At 50.7% G+C, this 24,935-nt stretch carries 14 protein-coding genes, 3 rRNA genes and 3 riboswitches; of the genes, 4 read left to right on the forward strand and 13 right to left on the reverse strand.

The window, feature by feature from the left end; all coding sequences use genetic code 11:
* Positions 1 to 211: 211 nt before the first annotated feature.
* The 12 genes from MKX63_RS01090 to MKX63_RS01145 all read right to left on the reverse strand — a co-directional run bounded on the left by MKX63_RS01090 (position 212) and on the right by MKX63_RS01145 (position 19,301).
* Entirely contained in the window at positions 212 to 958 is a 747-nt protein-coding gene (locus MKX63_RS01090) for an acyl-[acyl-carrier-protein] thioesterase (protein WP_341014691.1), read from the reverse strand.
* Between the two features lie 418 nt (positions 959 to 1,376).
* A complete protein-coding gene (locus tag MKX63_RS01095) occupies positions 1,377 to 2,783 on the reverse strand; it encodes a transposase (protein ID WP_341014692.1) in 1,407 nt (468 codons plus the stop codon).
* Between the two features lie 462 nt (positions 2,784 to 3,245).
* Positions 3,246 to 3,362 (reverse strand): 5S ribosomal RNA (rrf, locus tag MKX63_RS01100).
* 77 nt (positions 3,363 to 3,439) lie between these two features.
* Positions 3,440 to 6,366, reverse strand: a 23S ribosomal RNA gene (locus MKX63_RS01105).
* A gap of 236 nt (positions 6,367 to 6,602) precedes the next feature.
* A 16S ribosomal RNA gene (locus MKX63_RS01110) occupies positions 6,603 to 8,163 on the reverse strand.
* The 16S, 23S and 5S rRNA genes sit together here, the layout of an rRNA operon.
* Positions 8,164 to 8,533: 370 nt before the next feature.
* A complete protein-coding gene (locus MKX63_RS01115; RefSeq protein ID WP_341014694.1) occupies positions 8,534 to 9,343 on the reverse strand; it encodes a transglutaminase-like domain-containing protein in 810 nt (269 codons plus the stop codon).
* A gap of 13 nt (positions 9,344 to 9,356) precedes the next feature.
* A riboswitch (cyclic di-GMP riboswitch) is annotated at positions 9,357 to 9,437 on the reverse strand.
* A 73-nt stretch (positions 9,438 to 9,510) separates the two neighbouring features.
* A riboswitch (cyclic di-GMP riboswitch) is annotated at positions 9,511 to 9,592 on the reverse strand.
* Between the two features lie 127 nt (positions 9,593 to 9,719).
* On the reverse strand, positions 9,720 to 10,373 hold the full coding sequence (locus MKX63_RS01120; protein ID WP_341014697.1) for a class D sortase: 654 nt from the start codon (positions 10,371 to 10,373) through the stop codon (positions 9,720 to 9,722).
* 67 nt (positions 10,374 to 10,440) lie between these two features.
* Complete coding sequence (locus MKX63_RS01125) at positions 10,441 to 10,845, reverse strand: GtrA family protein (protein WP_341014699.1); 405 nt, start codon at positions 10,843 to 10,845, stop codon at positions 10,441 to 10,443.
* Positions 10,835 to 11,812: a glycosyltransferase family 2 protein gene (locus MKX63_RS01130; RefSeq protein WP_341014700.1), complete on the reverse strand. Its 978-nt coding sequence runs from the start codon at positions 11,810 to 11,812 to the stop codon at positions 10,835 to 10,837. The genes MKX63_RS01125 and MKX63_RS01130 overlap by 11 nt, the downstream gene beginning before the upstream one ends.
* Before the next feature lie 97 nt (positions 11,813 to 11,909).
* Positions 11,910 to 15,746, reverse strand: coding sequence for a glycosyltransferase family 39 protein (locus tag MKX63_RS01135; protein WP_341014702.1), 3,837 nt, complete (start codon positions 15,744 to 15,746; stop codon positions 11,910 to 11,912).
* Positions 15,743 to 17,719 carry a hypothetical protein gene (locus tag MKX63_RS01140; RefSeq protein WP_341014704.1) on the reverse strand — a complete coding sequence of 659 codons (1,977 nt, stop codon included), beginning with the start codon at positions 17,717 to 17,719 and terminating at the stop codon, positions 15,743 to 15,745. Before MKX63_RS01140 ends, MKX63_RS01135 begins: the two co-directional genes overlap by 4 nt.
* A 181-nt stretch (positions 17,720 to 17,900) precedes the next feature.
* On the reverse strand, positions 17,901 to 19,301 hold the full coding sequence (locus tag MKX63_RS01145) for an NCS2 family permease (RefSeq protein ID WP_341014706.1): 1,401 nt from the start codon (positions 19,299 to 19,301) through the stop codon (positions 17,901 to 17,903).
* Between the two features lie 128 nt (positions 19,302 to 19,429).
* A riboswitch (purine riboswitch) is annotated at positions 19,430 to 19,529 on the reverse strand.
* A gap of 539 nt (positions 19,530 to 20,068) precedes the next feature.
* Here MKX63_RS01145 and rsgA point away from each other — a divergent pair.
* The 4 genes from rsgA (at position 20,069) to MKX63_RS01165 (ending at position 23,000) form a co-directional block, all read left to right on the forward strand.
* On the forward strand, positions 20,069 to 21,142 hold the full coding sequence (gene rsgA, locus MKX63_RS01150) for a ribosome small subunit-dependent GTPase A (protein ID WP_341014707.1): 1,074 nt from the start codon (positions 20,069 to 20,071) through the stop codon (positions 21,140 to 21,142).
* Positions 21,139 to 22,146, forward strand: a complete 1,008-nt coding sequence (locus MKX63_RS01155; protein ID WP_341014708.1) for an aminoglycoside phosphotransferase family protein — start codon at positions 21,139 to 21,141, stop codon at positions 22,144 to 22,146. Before rsgA ends, MKX63_RS01155 begins: the two co-directional genes overlap by 4 nt.
* 151 nt (positions 22,147 to 22,297) lie before the next feature.
* Entirely contained in the window at positions 22,298 to 22,501 is a 204-nt protein-coding gene (locus MKX63_RS01160; RefSeq protein WP_341014709.1) for a helix-turn-helix transcriptional regulator, read from the forward strand.
* The gene (locus MKX63_RS01165; RefSeq protein WP_341014710.1) at positions 22,491 to 23,000 is read left to right on the forward strand and encodes a DUF3278 domain-containing protein; all 510 of its coding nucleotides are present in this window, start codon (positions 22,491 to 22,493) and stop codon (positions 22,998 to 23,000) included. The genes MKX63_RS01160 and MKX63_RS01165 overlap by 11 nt, the downstream gene beginning before the upstream one ends.
* A gap of 117 nt (positions 23,001 to 23,117) precedes the next feature.
* On the opposite strand, the gene guaA is transcribed toward MKX63_RS01165, so the two are convergent.
* Positions 23,118 to 24,656, reverse strand: a complete 1,539-nt coding sequence (guaA, locus tag MKX63_RS01170; protein WP_341014711.1) for a glutamine-hydrolyzing GMP synthase — start codon at positions 24,654 to 24,656, stop codon at positions 23,118 to 23,120.
* Between the last annotated feature and the right edge of the window lie 279 nt (positions 24,657 to 24,935).

The following is a 24,935-nucleotide window of genomic DNA, read 5'->3' on the forward strand; positions in this document are numbered from 1 at the left end:
CTGTGTATTTGTGACATATCAGGAAATAGCGAATACAAGTAGAAACGGCTTTGCCGTCCTTCTTAAGGGCTGTATCGTTTCAGCGAGAAATATAAGGATAAGTTATAGTGTGGATGAAATAAATTTTTATATTTTAAAAAAAGACAGTCCCTTGGAATCCAGGCAACTGTCTTAATTGAATGCAATTGAATTAAATATATTGGATAGTAACCTATTTCTTAAGCTTAAGACAAGCCTCAAAATACATCCGGCCGCTGCCTTGCCCCCGGATATATACTCCATCATCGGTCAGCGGAGTGCGCAGAATCGTAATTTCCTCGCCATACTGGGCTTCCTGTGCATAAGTAATATGCAGGCCGGTAAGCTCCCGCGCTTCCCATTCCTCCAAGTTCAGCGCATCACAGCATAGGTCAACATAACGTGCATTGTTGAGATGTCTATTGTTATCCAGCCCGCTGTATCTAACCTGATAAGTGTAGGCTTCCTGCAAAGTAAGCTCCGGCGGAATAACTACTTTGTCCGGCTGGTCTCCTACCGAATCCTCGAGATAAGGCTCCACAGCTATCGGAAGAGCCGATGGACGCAGGATCTTCCGCTTCTTAATATCCACCAGTGCCCAGATGGAGCGTGCAGAGGCAAGCTCTATATCCTGGCTGTCATAGATCCGGTAATCCCGCTGCCAGAGCGCCCCTTTATTGCCTTTGCTCCAGGTATGTACACGAAGCAGCTCCCCCTGCAACGGTTCACGCTGAAGATTCAGCTCCATCGTAATGACCATCCAGCCCATCCCCGACTTTAGCATTTCATCGTTACTTAACCCCAGATTGCTAACCGCTAAATCTGCGGCACGCTGCATGATATCAAGCAGGAAGGACAATCTGCCCTTCGAGCGAAAGTCAGTATCACTCGCATGAACCTGGAACGCCTCTGTCCACAAAAGCTTGCTATGCTTGTCCATAACCATACACTCCTTTGCATATCTATCCCCAATTTTCGGCATCTATCCACATTATTTGGGGAGAAGTATAAAAAAATCTAAATCTATCCACATGTGCATAAGTATTCTTCCGCTTGAATTTTTCTTTGATCTGCACACAAGCTGTCCACATCTAGAGCTTACTTGCTCGTCTTCAATTTCACCAAGCATAGAAGGATTTTTCGCTTTGCTGGTTTCTGTTGGAAGGCTGCAGCAGTAGAAGTGACCTGCCGCTCTAATTAGTTTCGATCGGTTCGCCTGAAGCAATTGGATAAACGCATCTTATTTCGCCGGTTTCGGCGCGTTCAGCTGAAACAGTTGGATAAATGAGTCAATTTCATAATTCAGTTTACTGAAAAGCAAGATTGGTCCAAAATCTAAGGTCATATTTTTAAAAAAATCAGGCCACTTGCTGGGAGTCTCTCAACTGCTGATTCAATTTGTCTAATGCAAACTTACTCAAATTGTACGCGAGCGTACTGAGCTGGAAATCGACACTTGCCCGGACACCCCGGTGACGTGTGCGTTTCATCCCGAAATACTCTTTGAGATAGGCAAACACACGCTCCACGGCCGTCCGCTTGTTGTACAGGGTGGTAAAACTTTCGCTACCTCTGGCGGGATAAGTGTGCAACCGCAAATCCGTTTGCATGCGAATTTTAAACACTTTTTGGCAATCGGAACCGGAAAGCTCACAGCCTTTGCATTCGCTAGGCCGGGTGTACTTCAGGGTCTCATACTTGGCATCAAAACTGTCGTAACGGTACGTATGTCCTTGAGCGCACACCGGCGTGTAATCCAGATTCATTCCTGCAGGCGGGTCTTTATGGTGAATCAGGGAAATCGCAGGATAGGCGCCGAGCGTATGAATCAACTGGTAGATTGCCGCGCAGTCGTAGCCTTTGTCGCCCAAGATATGCTTGACCTTTAGCATCGGAAACTTTAGGAGCAGGCCTTTGAGAAGGACGACCGCCATACGCTGGTCATTCGGATTGGCCGAACTAAAGAGCCCACTGAGGATATACTGGCTGTCCGTGTCGACTAGCAGATTCGCCTTGAACCCGTAATAGCTGGTCATTCGGCCCTTCGTATTTTTCTTATCACAACGCGCAGCATGCCGGGGCAACTCGGTCAGCAGTTCATCGTACGTGTACGGCAACATCGCTTCAATGGTTTTCTGGAACGGTCCGAGACTTTGTTCATAGGCTTCCATTTCCTCGCGCCGACGTTCCTTTTCGGCCTGGGATGGACGACCTGGCTTGCTGTACCTGGGTTTCTTCAGCGGCGCGTTCACCGCCTTCGGCTCAGGCTCTTGATGTTCGAGCTGAAGTTGTTCGGCCCCCGGAGCTTCGCCTTTCTTTTGCTCCCGGCGAGCCGCACGACGCTTGGAGGCTGATTCGCTAAATTGGCAATCCCATGCCTCAACCATCGAGGAATCCACAGCCAGATGGGTGCCGCTCACAAAACCTTCTTCTAGGGCAGAGGTGACTAGGCGATCCTGAAGTTGTTCCAGCATTCCCGTTTGCGCTAGGGCATGAATCAAACGAGAATAGGAGGCCTGACTGGGAATATTGTCCGAGCCCGTAAACCGGCACTGGACTCGAAATTCGTGGCTATGATTCAATCGCCGGACCAAGGCAGAGACAAACTCGATGTTCTCCATTTTGGCAATCAGCAGCGAGTAGATCATGGCAGGTACGTTTAGTTTTTCAGGCCGTCCACGGTGGCTCTTTTTCCGCAGTGCGAACAGAACTGGAGCTAAATGTAAGTGTTCAAAGATTTGGCTATATTTATCTTCCGGAGCCATCTGGAGCAATTCCTCAAAGGAAAACAGTTCTTCTTGTCGAATAGAATAGATAGGGATTACCTCTTTTCTTCTCGGGTGTTGGTTTCGTCACCTATAACTTCGAGAATTTGGGGAGGTACTCCTTTTTCTATGCTCAAAAAAACCAGGTATAGCAAGGGTTTTGAATTATGAAATTGTCTCTAAATAGCATCTGTTGAGGAGCATTACGATGGCATGGGCTAAATTCGTATTCAGTACGTGTGGTTTATCCAACTGCTGTCCGAGTATCACCCTTTTCTTCCTCAGCAAGTGTAGAAAATCCAACTGTCTTCTATTCCTTCTCCTACTTTCTGCGTATGCTTCTCCCTCTGTATCCTTCATTCTTCGTATCCTTCATCCCCGTCCGGTTGGTTCTGCCCGCCTTCAGCTATCCCCCATACATACAAAAAGACCACTGCTGAATAATCAACAGTGGTCTTAAGTGCTTGGCAACGTCCTACTCTCCCAGGACCCTTCGGTCCAAGTACCATCGGCGCTGGAGGGCTTAACGGTCGTGTTCGGGATGGGTACGTGTGGAACCCCTCCGCTATCGCCACCAAACGGGCATTTACAACGTAAATGCTTCAGGAATTTGATTCCTGAAAACTGAATCCGAAACGAATATGCGTGATCGAAATTTGGATAAGCCCTCGACCGATTAGTATTGGTCAGCTCCATGCATTGCTGCACTTCCACCTCCAACCTATCTACCTCGTCGTCTTCAAGGGGTCTTACATACTGGGAAATCTCATCTTGAGGGGGGCTTCACGCTTAGATGCTTTCAGCGCTTATCCCGTCCGTACGTAGCTACTCAGCCATGCTCCTGGCGGAACAACTGATGCACCAGCGGTACGTCCATCCCGGTCCTCTCGTACTAAGGACAGCTCCTCTCAAATTTCCTGCGCCCACGACAGATAGGGACCGAACTGTCTCACGACGTTCTGAACCCAGCTCGCGTACCGCTTTAATGGGCGAACAGCCCAACCCTTGGGACCTACTTCAGCCCCAGGATGCGATGAGCCGACATCGAGGTGCCAAACCTCCCCGTCGATGTGGACTCTTGGGGGAGATAAGCCTGTTATCCCCAGGGTAGCTTTTATCCGTTGAGCGATGGCCCTTCCATGCGGTACCACCGGATCACTAAGTCCGACTTTCGTCCCTGCTCGACTTGTAGGTCTCGCAGTCAAGCTCCCTTATGCCTTTGCACTCTGCGAATGATTTCCAACCATTCTGAGGGAACCTTTGAACGCCTCCGTTACTCTTTAGGAGGCGACCGCCCCAGTCAAACTGCCCGCCTGACACGGTCCCCGTACCCGCTAAGGGTACTAGGTTAGAACCTAGATACGATCAGGGTGGTATCCCAACGGCGCCTCCACAGAAGCTTGCGCTCCTGCTTCAACGGCTCCCACCTATCCTGTACAGATCGTACCCAAATTCAATATCAAGCTGCAGTAAAGCTCCATGGGGTCTTTCCGTCTTGTCGCGGGTAACCTGCATCTTCACAGGTATTAAAATTTCACCGGATCTCTCGTTGAGACAGCGCCCAAGTCGTTACGCCATTCGTGCGGGTCAGAATTTACCTGACAAGGAATTTCGCTACCTTAGGACCGTTATAGTTACGGCCGCCGTTTACTGGGGCTTCGGTTCACAGCTTCGGATTGCTCCTAACCGCTCCCCTTAACCTTCCAGCACCGGGCAGGCGTCAGCCCGTATACTTCGCCTTACGGCTTCGCACAGACCTGTGTTTTTGCTAAACAGTCGCTTGGGCCTTTTCACTGCGGCCCCCTCGGGCTATTCACCCTACCGAGGCACCCCTTCTCCCGAAGTTACGGGGTCATTTTGCCGAGTTCCTTAACGAGAGTTCTTCCGCGCGCCTTAGAATTCTCTTCTCGCCTACCTGTGTCGGTTTGCGGTACGGGCACCTTCTCCTGACTAGAGGCTTTTCTTGGCAGTGTGAGATCATGACCTTCGCTACTGTAATTTTCGCTCCCCATCACAGCCCAGCCTTCACGGTGTGCGGATTTGCCTGCACACCAGCCTCACTGCTTAGACGGACATCCATCAGTCCGCGTCACTACCCTCCTGCGTCACCCCATCGCTCATAGCGGATTACGGTGGTACAGTAATTTCAAACTGTTGTCCTTCGACTACGCCTGTCGGCCTCGCCTTAGGTCCCGACTTACCCTGAGCGGACGAGCCTTCCTCAGGAAACCTTGGGCTTTCGGCGGATCAGATTCTCACTGATCTTTTCGTTACTCATACCGGCATTCTCACTTGTGTAGTGTCCAGCGCTCCTTACGGTACACCTTCAACCCCTACACAACGCTCCCCTACCCCAGATACAAAGCATCTAGCCATAGCTTCGGTGGTGTGTTTAGCCCCGTTACATTTTCGGCGCAGAGTCACTCGACCAGTGAGCTATTACGCACTCTTTCAATGGTGGCTGCTTCTAAGCCAACATCCTGGTTGTCTGTGCAACTCCACATCCTTTCCCACTTAACACACACTTGGGGACCTTAGCTGATGGTCTGGGCTGTTTCCCTTTTGACAATGGATCTTAGCACTCACTGTCTGACTCCCGGCAAGAAGTAAATGGCATTCGGAGTTTGACTGAGCTTGGTAACCCTTGCGGGCCCCGCACCCAATCAGTGCTCTACCTCCACCACTCCATTCACCGAGGCTAGCCCTAAAGCTATTTCGGGGAGAACCAGCTATCTCCGAGTTCGATTGGAATTTCTCCGCTACCCCCACCTCATCCCCGCATTTTTCAACATGCGTGGGTTCGGGCCTCCAGTGCGTGTTACCGCACCTTCACCCTGGACAGGGGTAGATCACACGGTTTCGGGTCTACGTCCACATACTTAGTCGCCCTATTCAGACTCGCTTTCGCTGCGGCTCCGGCTTCTCACCTTAACCTTGCATGTTAAACGTAACTCGCCGGTTCATTCTACAAAAGGCACGCCATCATCCATAAAGAGGACTCTGACTTTTTGTAAGCACACGGTTTCAGGTTCTATTTCACTCCCCTTCCGGGGTGCTTTTCACCTTTCCCTCACGGTACTGTTTCACTATCGGTCGCCAGGTAGTATTTAGCCTTAGCAGATGGTCCTGCTGGATTCATACGGGGTTTCACGTGCCCCGCACTACTCGGGATCCGTCTCGGAGAGAATACCATTTCGGCTACAGGGCTTTTACCTCTATCGCGGGCCTTTCCAGACCTCTTCGCCTACCCTATTCCTTTGTAACTCCATGTGAGACGTCCCACAACCCCAAGAGGCAAGCCCCTTGGTTTAGGCTGTTCCGCGTTCGCTCGCCGCTACTGACGGAATCACTATTGTTTTCTCTTCCTCAGGGTACTTAGATGTTTCAGTTCCCCTGGTCTGCCTCTGCGTATCCTATGTATTCAGATACGAGTAACTGCGAATTACCACAGCTGGGTTTCCCCATTCGGACACCCCCGGATCAAAGCTTGCTTACAGCTCCCCGAGGCAGTTTCGTTGTTCGCCACGTCCTTCGTCGGCTCCTGGCGCCTAGGCATCCTCCGTGTGCTCTTAGTAGCTTAACCAATGTGTTTTCCGTTAGGAAAATCACTTAGCATCACTAAAATATTGAAACTTGTTTACACAAGTTCAGCTTAAAGGAATGTTCTAAAACGCAAATTCGTTTCGGTATCCAGTTTTCAAGGATCAAGTTTCTTGCGTGAGAGTTTGAGCTCTCAAAACTGACCAACGAGTGAGTAACTAGCCGACCGGCTAGATTTAAGATTTGAATGTTTCCGTTGCAGGAAACGATTCTCCATAGAAAGGAGGTGATCCAGCCGCACCTTCCGATACGGCTACCTTGTTACGACTTCACCCCAATCATCTACCCCACCTTCGGCGGCTGGCTCCCTTGCGGGTTACCCCACCGACTTCGGGTGTTGTAAACTCTCGTGGTGTGACGGGCGGTGTGTACAAGACCCGGGAACGTATTCACCGCGGCATGCTGATCCGCGATTACTAGCAATTCCGACTTCATGCAGGCGAGTTGCAGCCTGCAATCCGAACTGAGACCGGCTTTGCTGGGATTGGCTCCACCTCGCGGCTTCGCTTCCCGTTGTACCGGCCATTGTAGTACGTGTGTAGCCCAGGTCATAAGGGGCATGATGATTTGACGTCATCCCCACCTTCCTCCGGTTTGTCACCGGCAGTCACTCTAGAGTGCCCAGCTCAACCTGCTGGCAACTAAAGTCAAGGGTTGCGCTCGTTGCGGGACTTAACCCAACATCTCACGACACGAGCTGACGACAACCATGCACCACCTGTCTCAACTTTCCCCGAAGGGCACCTGATGCATCTCTGCTTCGTTAGTTGGATGTCAAGACCTGGTAAGGTTCTTCGCGTTGCTTCGAATTAAACCACATACTCCACTGCTTGTGCGGGTCCCCGTCAATTCCTTTGAGTTTCAGTCTTGCGACCGTACTCCCCAGGCGGAGTGCTTACTGTGTTAACTTCGGCACCAAGGGTATCGAAACCCCTAACACCTAGCACTCATCGTTTACGGCGTGGACTACCAGGGTATCTAATCCTGTTTGCTCCCCACGCTTTCGCGCCTCAGCGTCAGTTACAGCCCAGAAAGTCGCCTTCGCCACTGGTGTTCCTCCACATATCTACGCATTTCACCGCTACACGTGGAATTCCACTTTCCTCTTCTGTACTCAAGTCACCCAGTTTCCAGTGCGACCTCAGGTTGAGCCCAAGGTTTAAACACCAGACTTAAATAACCGCCTGCGCGCGCTTTACGCCCAATAATTCCGGACAACGCTTGCCCCCTACGTATTACCGCGGCTGCTGGCACGTAGTTAGCCGGGGCTTTCTTCTCAGGTACCGTCACTCCGGCAGCAGTTACTCTACCGGACGTTCTTCCCTGGCAACAGAGCTTTACGATCCGAAAACCTTCATCACTCACGCGGCGTTGCTCCGTCAGGCTTGCGCCCATTGCGGAAGATTCCCTACTGCTGCCTCCCGTAGGAGTCTGGGCCGTGTCTCAGTCCCAGTGTGGCCGTTCACCCTCTCAGGTCGGCTACGCATCGTCGCCTTGGTGGGCCGTTACCCCACCAACTAGCTAATGCGCCGCAGGCCCATCCCCAAGCAGCAGATTGCTCCGCCTTTCATTCTCTCCTCAGGAGAAGAAAGAAATTATCCGGTATTAGCTACCGTTTCCGGTAGTTATCCCAGCCTTGAGGGCAGGTTGCCTACGTGTTACTCACCCGTCCGCCGCTAAGTCTGAAAGGAAGCAAGCTTCCTCTCAGACTCCGCTCGACTTGCATGTATTAGGCACGCCGCCAGCGTTCGTCCTGAGCCAGGATCAAACTCTCCAAATTGGTATTTAGAAAGAGCGATTGCTCATTTTGAAACATCTGACGAGAATTGTTACATTCTCTAATTTTGGATCTCACCGAAGTGATCTCCAGATACTCACTCGTTGTTCAGTTTTCAAAGATCAAGCTCGTTGTCAGCGGCGATTACCGCGTCACCAGCAACTCTTATAATATATCACGTTCTTCCGAGCAATGCAAGCTTTATTTTCGAAATCACTTATTTAAGTAATCTCTCATTTCCTTTGCCGCTCCAACAACGCTTATTTATAATAACCTATCCTTCTATTAAAAAGCAACCTTTATATAAATAAAAATAACCCGCTTAATCATTAAGCGGGTTATTCTCAGGTAATGCTATAGTTCACAGCTATTTTTAGTAGAATTTCGCTGCAGTATATTTGCTTGCTGATTTGACCAGTTCTGTTGATGCTGTGTTCTTGCCCAGACCTGCATCAACTGTAGTATCAATCGTTACCCATTTGCCGTTCAGGAACACTTCGTTCCAGGCATGGTATGAAGTTACATAGCTTGTATTCCCCATAACCAATTTGGTTGGAATCCCTTCACTGCGGAGCATAGTAGCGAACAAGGATGCGTAATCGTAGCAGATCCCTTTGTTGGTAGCAAGCGTGTTATCGTTGTTCGGAATATAATCTGTGCTTACGCTGTTAGCCAAAGAGTAATCATATTTCACATTAGTTACGATGTAATTGTAGATAGCCTTAACTTTGTCTGCATCTGTAGTCAGACCCTTTGTAAGCTGGGCTGCCTTTTGAACGGATTTATCGGAAGAACTCCACTTTACATTCTGTACGGAGCTCAAATATACGGCATTCACATTGCTCATGGAGAGAGATACAGTCTCGGAAGATAGCACTTTATATTTGTTGCCGGTAGTATTCTCGAGAACGGAAACCTTATAAGAGCCATTACCTTGTTGCAGCGGGAACGTCTCGTTCGGCTTGGAGGTGTATAAGTTGTAAGTATAGCTGTTATTGTCCTTGGTAATCATGAGCTTCATCTTCTTGTCCTTAGGAACGTCGTACGAAACCCCGATGACCCCTTGATCAAGTTGTCCAACATTTAACCAGCCTGAATCTGCATTAGCGGCTTGAGCAGTGCCTGTCTGCACGGAAGTGACGATCACAAAAAGTGTAATCAGCATTAAATAAAACTTTTTCATGGATAAAACTCCTTTCGGTAGCTGGCTGCCATTCTTACGGGAAGGCCCTTTAGCTTTGCGTCCCTACCTTTCGATAGGTTTGCCGTTATCGTATAAGCTTTATCTGTCCAATCTACTACCACATAATGACAGATTCTGAATTAAAACAAACAAAAAAAGCCTCTTCATTCGGTAGCTGGCTGCCATCCATGACGGGAAGGCCCTGTAGCTTTGCGTCCCTACCTTTCGATAGGTTTGCCGTTATCGTGTATTAGCTTTTGATAGTTCTATTTTACCATACCTCTATCTATTATCAAGACCCAAAATGCTAGATTCCACCACAAATATACTAAAATTTTATGTTTTTTTCGACCTTTATCGCCTTGTCTTGATAGATTCAGGTCAGCTTGGCATGAATGATAAGTCTGTGGGTCGGGTTGACAAGCGGATCACAGGTAATAAGAGTCAGAATCTTATCATCATCCTTTCCCTTCAGCACCGAAATATCGGTAGGCTCTACAATAGATACATTATATACAACATACTTGTATTCCTGGCCGCTTGTAATAACAGTAATGGTATCCCCTTTACCGACCTCATCCAGTCTGTTGAACAGCCGCCCTGCCGTTCTTGACCGGTGTGCCGCAATCGCTGCATTGCCTACCGCGCCAATCGGAGCCGTCTCCTTCATATGCGCCGCAGCATGCTTCATATTGGTCTTGGTGGCGCCCTCCAGTACAGGAAGCTTCAGATCGATTTTGTCGATTTCAATAATGGCGGTGATCTTGCCTCCAACTTCAATCTCGGGCGCTGTAGTGGGTACCGGCTCTTCTGCACCAGACTCTTCCGCCAGCAGCTGGGTGACTTCCGCATAAGGCTTGCTCAGATCCTGGCTGGCAGGAGCGGTAGCCGAAGGAACGATTTCACTATAAGCCTGTTCGGCCTCTTCCAGCAGCTTCTGCTGCTGAGCGTCCTCGCACCATTCGCTTCCTTTGGGGTAGAGCATAATCAGGACCCCGGCAAGTATAATCAAATAGGATAACTTCCGCATGACAATCGCCTCCGCAATATAGAATAAGTGCTACCTCCTCAGAATACCGGGAAGATATGCGGTCTCTTTAGAATACCCATTTCCGGCTTCCAAAGAAATTAATGATCACTGTAATGAAGGTAACCAGCACCTTGGCCAGCAGTACCTGTATCCCCAGCCGGTCCGTCAGAAGATGAATCAGCAGCACCGAAATGCCCAGCACCAGCAGATTCAGGACAATAAATCTCACCAGCTGCATCCGGTCAAAGCCGCCATCCCCGCCTCTGTCCCTTCCCTTAAAGGTCACCTTCTTATTCCAGAAAAAGCTGTTGGCCGTCCCGGCACTGTAGGAAATAATCTGTGCAGGAGTATTAAGCATCCCCAGGGAATGCAGCAGGGTAAATACCGCAAAATCTATGAATGTGTTAAGCAGGCCCACCGCATTAAATTTCAGAAACTGAATCATGCCTGCGCGCCAAGCCTTATCTTGCATAATCGCTTTCCTTCCGGGTGTCTTCAGCCTCTGTATCCGGGTAGCCTCTGGTCTCGCGCACGATATAGAGCGGTCTATCCTTCGATTCGTCATAGATCCGTCCGATGTATTCGCCAATGACGCCCAGCAGCATCAGCACAATGCCGTTAAACAACAGGTTCACCCCGACGATGGACGCCCAGCCCGGCACGGTCCAGGAGGTGAAGACCTTCTGGAATAAGACCAGGAACAGGTAGATGAAGCTGGAAAAGGACAGGAAGAAGCCGACATAGGAGGCGATTTTGAGCGGCTTATGCGAGAAGGAGGTGATTCCGTCGAGCGCAAAGCGGATCATTTTTTTGAGCGGATATTTCGTCTCCCCGGCATAGCGTTCTTCCCGCACATATTCCACCATGGTCTGCCGGAAGCCGACCCAGCTCACCAGCCCCCGTACATAACGGTTCTTCTCCTTCAGACCGCGCAGCACATCGCAGACCTTGCGGTCGATCAGCCGGAAATCCCCTGTATCTGTGGGAATCTCCACACTGGTCATGCTGCTGAGCAGACGGTAAAAGATTTTGGCCGTCACCTTCTTGAAAAAGGTCTCTCCGTGGCGCTTCAGCCGCTTGGCATAGACTACCTCATAGCCTTCCTTCCACTTGGCGATCATCTGCAGGATAACCTCCGGCGGGTCCTGGAGATCTGCGTCAATCACCACGACAGCCTGACCTTCAGCATAATCCATGCCCGCCGTAATCGCCACCTGGTGGCCGAAGTTACGGGAGAAGTCAATCAGCTTGACATGCTCATCCCTATTACTGATTCCGCGCATAATCTCAGCTGTACGGTCCCGGCTGCCATCATTGACGAACACGAGCTCATAGGTATCTCCGCACTCATCCATTACTTTTTTGAGCCGCTCGTAGGTTACCTGAATGACTTCCTCCTCATTATACATGGGGACAATTACACTATATCTGGCCTTCACAAGGGTTCCTCCTAAATTTATTGTAAGCCACAGCTTCCTTGATGTGCCTCATCAATATCAGCTTCCAACAACTATGCGGCTCGTTACAGCTCCCCTCCTAGAATACCCAGGAAGGGAACCAGCGAAGTACTTGAATGATATAACTGCTGTTCACCTGCATGCCGGATAATACCGGATAGAACATCACAAACAGGATGGCAGCAGCCGCAACATAGGCGTACCGCAGATATCGGGCACCCTGGAACCTGCTGTCAAGCAGCTTCATAATGTACACAATGGATAGAATCATAAACGGCACCATCGCAAAGTAATGGTACAGGAACGTCTCACGCGGTACAAGCATCCAGGGAACATATTGTGAGAAGAAGGCGATCCAGATCATGTACAGGTTCTTGTCCCGGCGCTTCACAGTGAACCATACGGCGGCCAGCATCGCGAAGATTCCTGTCCACCAGATCAGCGGATTGCCCATGGTAACTATGCTGCTCGTCTTGCCTGCGGGTAAGCCTTCGCCGCCGCTGAAGAACCACACGGGACGCTTCATGAACGGCCACTCCCACCAGGAGGAGGCGAACGGATGTGTTGCTACAAGCTGGCTGTGATAGTTATACATATTCTTCTGGGCATCAATCAGGCCCTTAAGGGTGAAGCCCTCTGCCGACGCAGACAGTGAAGGAATGAAGGACAAGCTGTATATGATTCCCGGAATGATGACGAAGAATCCGATGCAACTGGCCAGCGTGATGATCGTGTTCTTCCAGAAGGACTGATCTGCAGTCCTGCAGGCGGCTTTGAGCTCCTGCCCTCCCAGCTTGCCTTCAGCCAGCAGACGTCCGGCAGCTTTGTATTCCCTGTAGCGTTCAAACAGTACCAGCGCAAGCATAATAGCAAGTCCCGCGCCTCCGTAAATCACGATCCACTTCGAAGCAACCCCGATGCCGAAGAACAGTCCTGACCAGAACAGCGGAACAAGCGTTGTCCGCAGCGGCACCCGGTAGAAGTTCATCGTGAAATACCGCTGCATGAAATAGAACATCAGCATAATGAAGAATACACCGTACACATCGATGGTTGATATCCGCGTCTGGGTGAAATGCATGAAGTCCAGAGCGAACAATCCTGTTGCCAGCGCCGCATAGGTAGTCTTACGGAACAACCGTATAGCCATGATATAGATCAGCGGCAGCATTGCAATCCCGAACAAGGTACCTATGATCCGCCACCCGAACGGATTGACGCCGAACAGCTCCATCCCTACCCCGATCAGCAGCTTGCCAAGCGGCGGGTGCGTGTTCTCATAAGGCACAATATTATGATAATGCTCATAAGCTGTACGGGCATGATATATCTCATCAAAATACGTACTGTTCATGAAATTAGAGTTCTCCGGAATGACGGACTGCTCGTCGAACAAATTGGCCGGCGTTCCTCTTTTAGCTGCTCCCGAATCAGGTGTTACGCTTGCTATGGTCAGAGGAATCTTCGGTGCCCCCTGCTCATAGAAGGCCATCTCATTAAGAGTGAAGCCTGGAGATGTAACCGAGAGCTTGACATATCTTGCGGATACGTTAAGCGGCTGGCTTTTCCAGATGAAGACATTGCCGACATCCTCGCTTACCTCAAGCGGGTTGCTCCAATTATCAGGGGTCTGGCTGAATTCCAGCTGAAACTTCCCGGTTCCGACACCACCGAAGACATTAACCCGCTCCAGCTGACGGGCCTGCCCCAGATCCACATAGAAGCTCTCGCCGCTGGCCGCCGGCTCCCACAGAGTCTCAGGTGCCTTGTTATCACCCAGATGATAGAGGGCAAGCGCCCCGTACAAGGCGGTGATACCGAGCATCCAGATCCAGTCTCTGCGCTTCAGCCTCAGCGGAGAACGCCGCTCAGCAGGAGCAAGCGGCTTAATGCCTTCTGCAAGCAGTAAATCTGCTGAGTACGCCTCCTTGGGAGTAACCGGTTCAGGCAAAAGCTTCGCAGTTCGGCGGATATATACATCGTATCCAATATAGAGCAGATATATCGCAAGAATGATAGTGGTAATAGCTGTAACCAGAACAATGCCGTCAGCCGGCGGATTTCCTCCGGTATTCAGGTACGCCAGTGTGTAACCAACATTGATGTACTGAGTCAGGGAGAAACCGAGGAACAGGGTCAGGAACCGCCGGTCCCGGCTCTCCATGAAGGCGAATAAGGACAGGATCAGTACCGGATACAAGTAACGCTCATGCATCTTGGTACCGAATACGAAGACAACCGTGATCAGCACCATAGCGATGAAGTAGGACTTGGAGAGATCCTTGCGGTCCTTGGTATTGAAGGAATAATACGCAGCAAGTGCAACTGCAACCAGGATGAAAATAAAGCCCCATATACGGTAAGGGATGCCGAGCCAGGTCACATCCAGCGCCGACCACATCGGGTCAGTCAAGGCATACAGATTGAAGGCATTCACTGTGGAATACGGATAGGAGGACAGTGTGCTTTTGTAAAGGTTAATTAAGCCTGCAAACCCTCCATTGTTCCAGAAAAACGGAGCTGCGAGGACAAGAAAAATCCCCAGTCCGTACAGGGCTCCCAGCGCAAGCTGCTTCCAGGCCCGGTGATGGTAGAAGGCGAGCAGCAGCACAGGTGTGAAAATCAGTGCCTGCGGCTTAATCAATGTAGCGACGGCAAAGAAGATCGCTGCACGTACAAAGCGCTTATCGACAACCCCCATTATACTGAGCAGTAGAAAGATGAGGAAAAAGGAATCCGCCTGCCCCCAGGCTGCCGAGTCCATCAGCACAGCCGGATTGAACAGGAACAGCAGCATCAGCCCCATAGCCAGCCCGGAGCCGAGCCTGATTCGCGCACTCTTATAAATGATCCAGCCAAGCACCAGATCAGAGAGAATTGCAGGCAGCTTGAAGAGAACTGTCTCGGCGCCTGATCCGCCCGCAAAATTAAACAATCCGCGCAGCAGGCTCAGCAGATATAGCACATATAAGTACCCCGGAGGGTAATCAGCAAAATAACCTTCCTCATAGAATTTCCCCGGTCCAAGGTCAGTCAGGCGCTGGCCCCAGGCCATGAAGGTATTCATATCATTCTTGTAGCCCTGTGCCGTAAGGCCGATCCAGATCCGCAGGATGAATGCCGCGCCGAACAAAACGTACAGCCAGCGGGTGTAGATAACATCCTCCTGTCTCAGCAGACGCTCACTGCGGAAGGCTCTTGTGTACAGAAAAGCAAAGAACAGGCAGAATGCTCCGGAAAGCAGCAGCAGCTTGGCCGGCGATACCTTATGCGGCACTTCCTCCGGCTTGCTTCCTCCGTCCGCATCTGCCGGGGGAGCCTGGGCTCCGCTGTCCAGCGAGATGATATTCGATCCCTCCGGCACTGTATCCAGCTTTTCTACGGACAGATCATCGAAATAGGCCTTGCCCTGAACCAGATTGGCGTAGCCGCCGAGCGCAGCGCCGATTCCGATCTCGGTCTGCTCCTTGCCGGTCTGGCCGATGAACTCCAGACGCTGCCATTCACCGCCGGTATCACTGGTAGCGGGATAACCGCCCCCGATGCCTACCGGGAAGATGTTGGCCCCGATCCCCCCGCCTGCGATGCTGGCTATTTTGACATATCCAGAGATTCTATAGTAGCTATCCGGCACAACGGTAACGGTCTGCACCCACTTCAGGTGATTGGGCTCCAGGTTCTCGATAACCGCCGCTTTGCTGCCGGAATGAACCTCTTCGGACTGAACGGATATAGAGCCTGCCGCATCTCCGGCAATCCACATGTCCTTGCTCCAGCCTGCCGGTGCCCCCTCTTCCCCTTCTTCAAAGCCCGGGTTCTGCAATAGATTCCCTTCGGCATAAATGCTTGTTACAGGAAGAATAAATAAGAAGAGCATTAGTATAACGGTTGCCGCTGCACGTACATTCTTGGTCATCGTTCTACCCTCACCTCGTCAATGTTAATCCAGCCATTACCGCCGGTTATGTATACTTCTGCCTGTATCCCCTGCTCCAGAGTGACCGCAGGAAGTGTGACCTGTTGATAAGCATCCCCCGCAGGCAGTTCTGCCTCGGCAAGCACTTTACCGGCTGCCCGAATGCCGATCTTACCGCCGCTGCCGCCGCTACTGGTCATAACGGTTAGTCTGTACTCACCGGCTGTTGCGGTAAAACTCTGCGATACAATTCTCTCCGCTCCGGCATCAAGATATGCCAGCTTACTTCCGGTAAAGGGGTTGTTGCCGGCCACTCCCGTTCCCGCAGAGAAGGACCAGCCCGTTGTCCCTTCCTCAAATCCGCCATTCACAAATTCACCTGCAGCAGTCTTGGATGTGTCTTGAGACCCGCCATTCTGTTCGCTGGTGAGCAGTACGCTGTAGTTGGCGAAACGCTTCACTCTGGAACCGGAGCTTGCCGCAGGCGGCGCAGCACTATTCGCATAGATATATGCGGCATTCGCAGGCACCCTGTTCAAATCATCGAATTTGTATCTTCCAAAGGAAGAAACCCGCTGAAAGGCCTCTCCCGGATTGGCATACTGAACAGACTTCAGGAAATCATGCGGATTGATCCGCTCATAGAACAGTACATAAATATAAGGCATATTCACCTGGTTCGTAAGATAGACTTCACCGGTGCTATGTTCCGAAGCATACCGAGCAGCCTCCCCAAAGGATTCATAGAAGGCTGGACCGATTTGTTCAGGAAAATCGCGAAAATACGTATTGGAGAATGAAATAAACATCACGGCGAATCCGGCTGCGGCCAGGATGGCTATGCCTTTGGTCTTGCCTGCCAGCCAGACGAATCCGGTGCTTACCAGCATGATGAACGGATAAAAAATAATATTAATCCGGTTAATATTCACAGTTGTAATCAGCGCCATAAGCACCGCCACCAGGAACCAGAGCAGCACGGCTCCCCTGCCGGCACCCCCCCTCTCCCGACGGCTTGTCCACCAGGAATGCAGGAGAACGATCAGGCCGAGCAGCGCAAAAGGCAACGCCAGCGGGTAGGCATACCCGTAAGGAGAGATGGAGTTCCAGGGCAAGCCGTCGCTCCCGCTCCACATCAGCCTGCTGAAGGCCCTAAAGTTATCCGCAGCCGCCTGCCACAGCCTGCCTCCAAACACGGATGAAATCTCCTCCACGCGCGGCGTCGTAAGCTTCGGAATCGTGAACAGCGGAGTAGCTATATCGTGCATAGCGTAACGGTTTATGATAATAAATAGCAATATAGGCAGCGCCAGTGCCGCAAACCATACAAAATTCCAGGCCAAGGCACGGGGCCGCAGGACCTTGCTATATAATAGAAGAATTGCCGTACCAAGCGCAAATAACGGGACGAAAAAGTAGGCTGTTCCATAAGCATACAGCGAGAGAGCCAGCATGCCGGTAAAGGCATACAACCACCTTGGATTCGTAAAGGCGCGCAGCAGAAAGTATACGGCTATCAATATCAACGTAGGAAACAGATTCGATTCCAGCGCCCACCTGGACATCATAATATGCCACGGATTAATGGCGATAAAGAACATAGCAGCGGTCCCGGCTCCAGGCGAGGCCGACAGTCTTTTCATAATGAGATAGAAAAAAAGCATGCCCAGTAGTCCCATGATCAGGCTAAGCGCCCTTACAGATAACGGTGTTAGTCCGAACAACAGAATGAACGGCATAGACAAGTAGGCATATAACGCATTCTGCCCGCTGCCCCAGGCGATTAAATGAATCGGCAGATGAACACCATTCCGGTCCATTCCGTAGTGCAAAATGGCATAGGCATCATAGCCGATAGAGGCTTCGTCTTGATTCAGTCCCGGTGGAATAGAAGTTATGAATAGAATACGGACTATTGCCCCAAGCAGGAACAGCAGCGCCGGCCAGGGCTGGCTAAGGAAGGACTTGTACACTCGATTGAATACACCGGACACCATTAATCACCTCTTCAACAATATAATCTAAATATTGGTTAATGAAAAGGGTAAAGCCCAGCTTCTCCCGGGCGGCTCCCCCCTTACAAGAATAAAAAGAAAACGGCCTCTTCATATAATGAAGAGACCGCAGAATGGAAGCCAGAATCCGGGGAGCTTATTAGCCTTGGCTGCCGATCAGAACATAACGCAGAATGATCAGCACCGCCAGCACCCACATCATCCAGTGGATATCATATTTCTTCTTGCCGGCGATATTCGCAACACAAGCCAGAATAACATAAGTAACAATCCCGAATGAGATCCCGTTAGCAATGTTATACGTAAACGGCATGATTACAAAGGTCAGGAAGGCCGGAATTGCCAGTACCATGTCCTGGAAGTCAATGTCACGGATCGATTGAGCCATGAGTACACCGACAATAATCAGCGCTGCCGCTGTGGCCGGACCTGGGATCAATGCGACTACCGGAGCCAGGAACAAAGCAAGCAGGAAGCAGATCCCTGTAGTTACTGCAGTCAGACCCGTACGTCCGCCTTCAGCAACACCGGCTGCACTCTCAACATAAGCGGTAGTAGTGGAAGTCCCCAGCATCGCACCGCCCGCAACAGCTACCGCATCTACGAACATGGCATTGCCGACACGCTTTTTGCCCTCTTCAGGGTTCTTCATGATTCCGGCACGTTCAGCAGTACCCACCAGCGTACCGAAGGTATCGAACAGTTCTACGAAGGTAAAGGTGGCAATCGCCGATACGATACCGGTGTGCATAATGCCTTCCCAGTCGAATTCCCAGAAGTTAAGCTGTGTGAAATCAGGAATCCATGGCGTCTGCGGGTTGCTCAGTGAGCTGAAATCTACAGCACCCATGAGGATTGCAGCGACGGTAGTTCCGAGAATTCCGAACAGGATAGCACCGCGAACACGCAGTACCATTAAGATGGAGATCAGCAGCAGGCCGATAATGACGAGTTGAACATTGGTGTTCTCCAGGCTGCCCATATGAATTACAGTTTCAAAAGAAAGTACATCTGTAAATTTGTTAGCGGCGATATCACTTCCTGCTTCAACGCCGATAGTCATCAGTCCGCTGTTCTTCAGGCCAATAATGGTAATGAACATTCCGATACCGACAGTGATTGCATGCTTCAGGCTGTCAGGAATGGCAGTAAGCAGAATTTGCCGGACCCGGGTAATGGTCAGGAGGATGAAGATAATCCCGGAGATAAATACGGCGGTAAGACCCATCTGCCAGGTGAACTCATGTTCAGTGGTGGCAGAGGATAAGACTACGGATGCAAAATATGCGTTAAGGCCCATACCAGGTGCCAGAGCGACCGGGAAGTTAATGAATACCCCCATGGCAATGGTGAAAATACCGGCTGCCAGCGCTGTCGCAAGGAATACGGAATACCAGCCCATATCAATGCGGCCGAAGGCAGTCAGCGTGCTTGGATTAACCGACAGAATATAAGCCATTGCCATAAACGTGGTTATACCGGCCATGATCTCTGTACGTACTGTGGTGCCGTTCTCTTTCAGTTTGAAAAAGCGGTTCAAATGGTTCTCCCCCTAAGGTTGTATGTTGTGCCAATACAGCAACACAGGAAGCCGGCATCTGGGAAGACACCGGCCCGAAAAAAGAGATCACTGCCCGGAACCCCGGACAATTGCCGGTCATCCCTGAGCAAGCTGCTCTTCTTAATCGTAGCCAGGTCATTACGGTGACCTCGTAGAGACTTCCGGGCCGATCCCCGGAATTATACGAATATATTTGCTGTAGCGCTTTATCATTTTAGGGGGAGATGACATGCCTTGTCAATGGCAAATACGAACATTGGCCGTTAAGTTTACATAAATGTTCGTAAATTGAACATTTTCATGACAAATCCCGCTCGGTTCAGGGAGAATCCGCCAAACACTGCAGCATAAATGCAGATCGTTCCGCACTAGATTAATTATAATTAAACTCTACATGGATTAGCGCGCCAAAATATGTTAACCTGAATTAGCTTAGCGATAAGCAATCCATTTTTCTAACAAGTTCCTTATCCGAAAGGGGATGTTTTAATTGGCTACTACTTATATGGTGGTTTCAGTTTAAAACTGCATAGCAGGCATGCTTTTGAAAAAGACGGGGAAAAGCCCGTATTATTTGGTATGCCATCCCAAGTAACCTTTCGTGAATATTGCTGTTTAGGGGATACGATAAAGGTCGTATCTTTTTGCGTCTTAATGCCGTTGAACAGTAGCTTCTATTTGAGGCTGCTGTTCCGCGGCATTTTTGCGTCCACAAAACAACTTTAAAAGGAGCTGCACCCAAAAACATGATTAATCTTACAACCTATGGCTACACCGAAATAGAGGAAGTTCCCGCCGGGCTGCTACCCGGCAGAATTACAGAGCTCCGGCGGGAGCGCTTCACGGTAATCACTGAGCGGGGCGAGTTGACCGCTGTACTCAAAGGCACGTTCTATCATATTGCGGAATCCCGTGAAGACTTCCCTTGCGTGGGGGATTTCGTCCTGCTGCGCCCGAATGGGAGCGGTGATTCGCTTATCGTTACGCTTCTCCCCCGCCGCTCCAAGTTCTCGCGTGCGAATTATTCGGGTCATGCCGCAGGCTATACCAAAACCATTCTGGAGCAGGTCGTGGCCACCAACTTTGACTATGTATTTATTCTGTCCTCCCTGAACTGGGATTTCAATGTTACCCGGATGATGCGCTACCTGACTCAGGCCAGACAGAGCGGCGGCCGGCCGGTGGTCATTCTGACCAAGGCAGACCTTACTGAAGACTGGAGCCGTCCTCTGGCAGAAGTCCAGCAAAGCATGCCGGATGTGCCGGTGCACGCAGTATCCAGTCGTACCGGTCACGGGCTGCATGAGCTTGATGCCTATCTTAATCCAGGTTCGACTGTCGTCTTCCTCGGCATGTCCGGGGTAGGCAAATCGTCGCTGCTCAACGCCCTGATGGAACGGGATGTTATGAAGGTCAGTGCCATCCGGGAGGAAGACAGCCGGGGACGCCATACCACCACACACCGCCAGTTGTTCAAGCTCCCCTCAGGCGCCATGGTGATTGATACGCCCGGGATGCGGGAGCTTGGATTATTCGACGCCGAGGAAGGCATCTCTGCCGGCTTCAGCGATGTCGAGGAATGGTTCTCTGCGTGCCGGTTCAAGGATTGCCGCCATGAGGCGGAGCCGGGCTGTGCGGTACTCGCTGCCCTGGCGGAGGGCTCTCTGACGCGTGAACGCTGGGAGCGTTACAACTCACAGCTGCAGGAGAACCGGTTCGTCCAGGACAGAACTAACTATCTCAGGGGCAAGGATGCCCGCAATCAGTCAGCTGCAATGCAGCGCAAGCAAATGAAGAAACACGGAGGACGATACAAATGAAGATAAACCAAGAAGCTTTATATATTGCTCTATCCCAGCTTTTTAAAACAACGATTACAGCTGCTGATTACCAGACGTTACAGCTGCATGGCGGGACCTTGGGAGATGTGCAGCTGATTACCGGAACGGCCGGAACGGCTGCAGGAGCGCAGTTGCCTTACCGGATCGTGCTGAAAATCCAGAAGAAATGGGAGCGTTACGATGATCCGCATTCCTGGCGGCGGGAATATGACCTCTACGCTTCGCCGCTCGGTGCAACCTTCACGGAATCTTTCCGCTGGCCGGTGTGTTATCATGCCGAGATGAATGAAGCCGGGGATGAAATGAGGCTGTGGCTGGAATATATGGATGGCAGCTCCGGCCTGGAGCTGACCGGTGACATGTATGAACAGGCAGCGCTGGAGCTGGGACGCTATCAAGGGAAATTGTACGCAGAGCAGCCTGAAGTGCTGCAGAGTCTGACCAACCTGAGCCATGCGGACCTCATGAAAAATACGTATCTGCACTACCGGTCATGGCCGGTTGTCTACGACTATATCCGCTTAGAGGAATGCGAATTCCCGCAGCATATCCGGCAAATGCTCATCGATATCGATGAGCAATCAGATGATATTTTTGCCCGGATTGAACGCCTGCCTCTGGTATTATGCCACCGGGACTTCTGGGTAACCAACATCATCTATACTGGCGGGACCATCGCGCTGATCGACTGGGATACCTCGGGCTGGGGTTACCTCGGCGAGGACATCGCCAGCCTGATTGCGGATGAGGTGGATCTTGATCACATGATTGAATACTATCAGCGCTGCGTCCCTGCTTATTACCGGGGCTTCGCGGAATATGCGGGAGAGATTGCCCCTCTTGCCGGCCACTGCGTCTACGAATTCATCCTGCTCGTATTCGGATACCGGATGGTGGAGGGATATCTCCATACGGATAGTGATGACAAGAAGACAGAGTGTCTGGATACGCTTGAGAAGATTTATGAGATGAAGAGCTTGTAGCTGTCCTCCTAAGCAGAAAGAACTCCAAACCTTAATATAGGGTTTTGGAGTTCTTTTTTTGTCATATATAATTGACACATAAACTTATGGAGAGTACCATGAACATAGAGTTAGTCATATATATATGACTTTTCATCAAGGAGGAATCGATATGAACAGGGTTGCCGAATACAGAAAACGCGCCGGCTTGTCGCAGCTTGCCCTGTCGAAGGAGGTCGGAGTTGCCCGGCAGACGGTCAATCTGATTGAGAATGACAAGTATAATCCTTCATTGGATTTGTGCATTAAGCTGGCCAAGGCCCTGAACTCTGATTTGAATACACTTTTCTGGGAGGTAAACAATCATGCTGAATAAAATAGAGAAGAGAATGCTGAAGCCCTTTATTGGATATTCCGAGGAAAGAGATGAGTATCAGCAGGGAGAGATTCATAGAATTCTTGCCGGTGCCTGTATGCATGCCTTATATCTGACGTCCGGTCTTATGCTTATCAGCTTAATTATGGATACCATACACCACACATTCACCTTCGGAACGATGGCTCTGTTCATTGTGCAGCAGTTCTTAGCCTACTACATCCTTATCCGGCTCCGAAAAACCGGAGTTGCCGATACGGAATATGAATCAGATGCAGATTATGAACAAATCATTAATGCGTTGAAGAAAAAGTATTTCTTGGCAGGTGCCCAGTGGGGCATCACTATGTTCATCCTGATGGAGTTCCTGTTCCCGGCGTTAGCTGGCGAGAAGATTGACATCGGCCTGTTCAATATTCTGCTCTGGTGTACCACAGGCGCCGCCTTTGGCATCATTACATATTTTCTTCAAAAGAGAAATATTAAAAAAATCGTTTAGAAATACAAGCGGAACAGCTTTGACGATCTTTTAAAGAACGGTACCGTATCCGACAAAAAACTCTCTTCTATTGGCAGAAGCCTGCCGGTAGAAGAGAGTTTTAATTTTAACCTATGTCTATTCCCACTCAATTGTCGCTGGCGGCTTGGAGGTAATGTCGTACACGATGCGGTTCACGTTGTCCACTTCGTTGACGATGCGCACAGAGATACGCTCCAGCACATCCCAAGGGATACGCGCCCAGTCGGCGGTCATGCCATCAATCGAGGTTACCGCACGAATACCTACGGTGTAGGAATAAGTACGCTCGTCCCCCATTACGCCGACACTCTTCATATTAGGGAGAGCAGTGAAATATTGCCAGATCTCACGGTCGAGACCCGCCTTGGCAATCTCTTCACGCAGGATATAGTCGGAATCGCGGACGATCTGCAGCTTCTCCTCGGTCACTTCACCCAGCACACGAATCGCAAGACCCGGACCCGGGAAAGGCTGACGCCATACGATCGCATGCGGCATGCCCAGCTCTTCGCCCAGCTTACGGACTTCGTCCTTGAAGAGGGTGTTCAGCGGCTCGATCAGACTGAATTTCATATCTTCCGGCAGCCCGCCTACATTGTGGTGCGACTTGATCGTCTGCGCCGTTGCTGTACCGCTCTCTACGATATCGGTATACAGTGTACCTTGGGCCAGGAACGCGAAGTCACCCAGCTTGGCCGATTCTTCGTCGAAGCAGTAGATGAACTCATTGCCGATGATTTTACGTTTCTGTTCAGGATCGGAGACACCGGCCAGCTTGCCGAGGAAGCGGTCACGGGCGTCGATTTTGACAACATGGATATCGAACTTGCCGACAAAAGTCTCCATGACGCTCTCCGCTTCACCTTTGCGCAGAAGGCCGTGGTCAATGAACATACAAGTCAGCTGATCGCCGATCGCCCGGTGAATCAGCATCGCCACCACAGAGGAATCTACGCCGCCGCTGAGTGCGCAGAGCACTTTCTTGTTGCCGACTTTATCCCGGATGTCCTTAACAGCATCCTCGATGAACGACTCCATCGTCCATTTGCCTTCGCAGCCGCAGACCTCGTACAGGAAGTTCGAGATCATCTCATTCCCCTTCACGGAGTGGCGCACCTCAGGATGGAACTGAACGGCGAAGAATTTGCGTGCATCATTACTCATGGCTGCAATCGGCGCGCTCTCTGTACCGGCATCCAGCTTGAAGCCTTCCGGAAGCTCCACTACATGGTCCCCGTGGCTCATCCATACGGTCTGCTTGCTCTCAAGGCCCGCTGCCAGCACAGAGCTGGGTGCGAATTCCACATCTGCTTTGCCGTACTCGCGCTTGGCGGAGCGTTCCACCTTGCCGCCCTGCTGCTGAGCCATCAGTTGCATCCCATAGCAGATTCCGAAGATCGGCAGCCCGAGCTCGTAAATCGCCGGGTCTACATGTGGTGCATTCTCCGCATAGACACTGCTTGGCCCGCCTGAGAATACAATCCCTTTGGGCGATAAGGCCTTAATCTTCTCCATCGGTGTATTGTACGGCAGAAGCTCGCTGTATACCCCCAGGTCACGAATTCTGCGCGCGATAAGCTGGTTATACTGTCCCCCGAAATCCAGAACAACAATTATTTCATTTGGCTTGTTCATTACTTGCCTCCCTTGATTATTGGATTCATTATACTCATGGTTAATTCTCAGCGTCAAGGAAATGGGGTCCCTCTGTTTTAAGGTTTTGGGCTGGCTGTGGTAGGGGTGGAGGGAATACCCGCATGGTGCAAAGGTAGCGGAAACAAGCTCATGGCTATGACAGTACGTAATACCAGCAGATGAGCAATGTCTAACGATTCACTGCTGCCGGGAGCCGGTAACTATGTTATGGAAATACAGTGAAGAATTACTGCCCTGGCTGGCGGTATGTACAGCGTT

The organism is Paenibacillus sp. FSL R7-0179, assembly GCF_038002265.1.
Lineage (GTDB): Bacteria > Bacillota > Bacilli > Paenibacillales > Paenibacillaceae > Paenibacillus_AQ.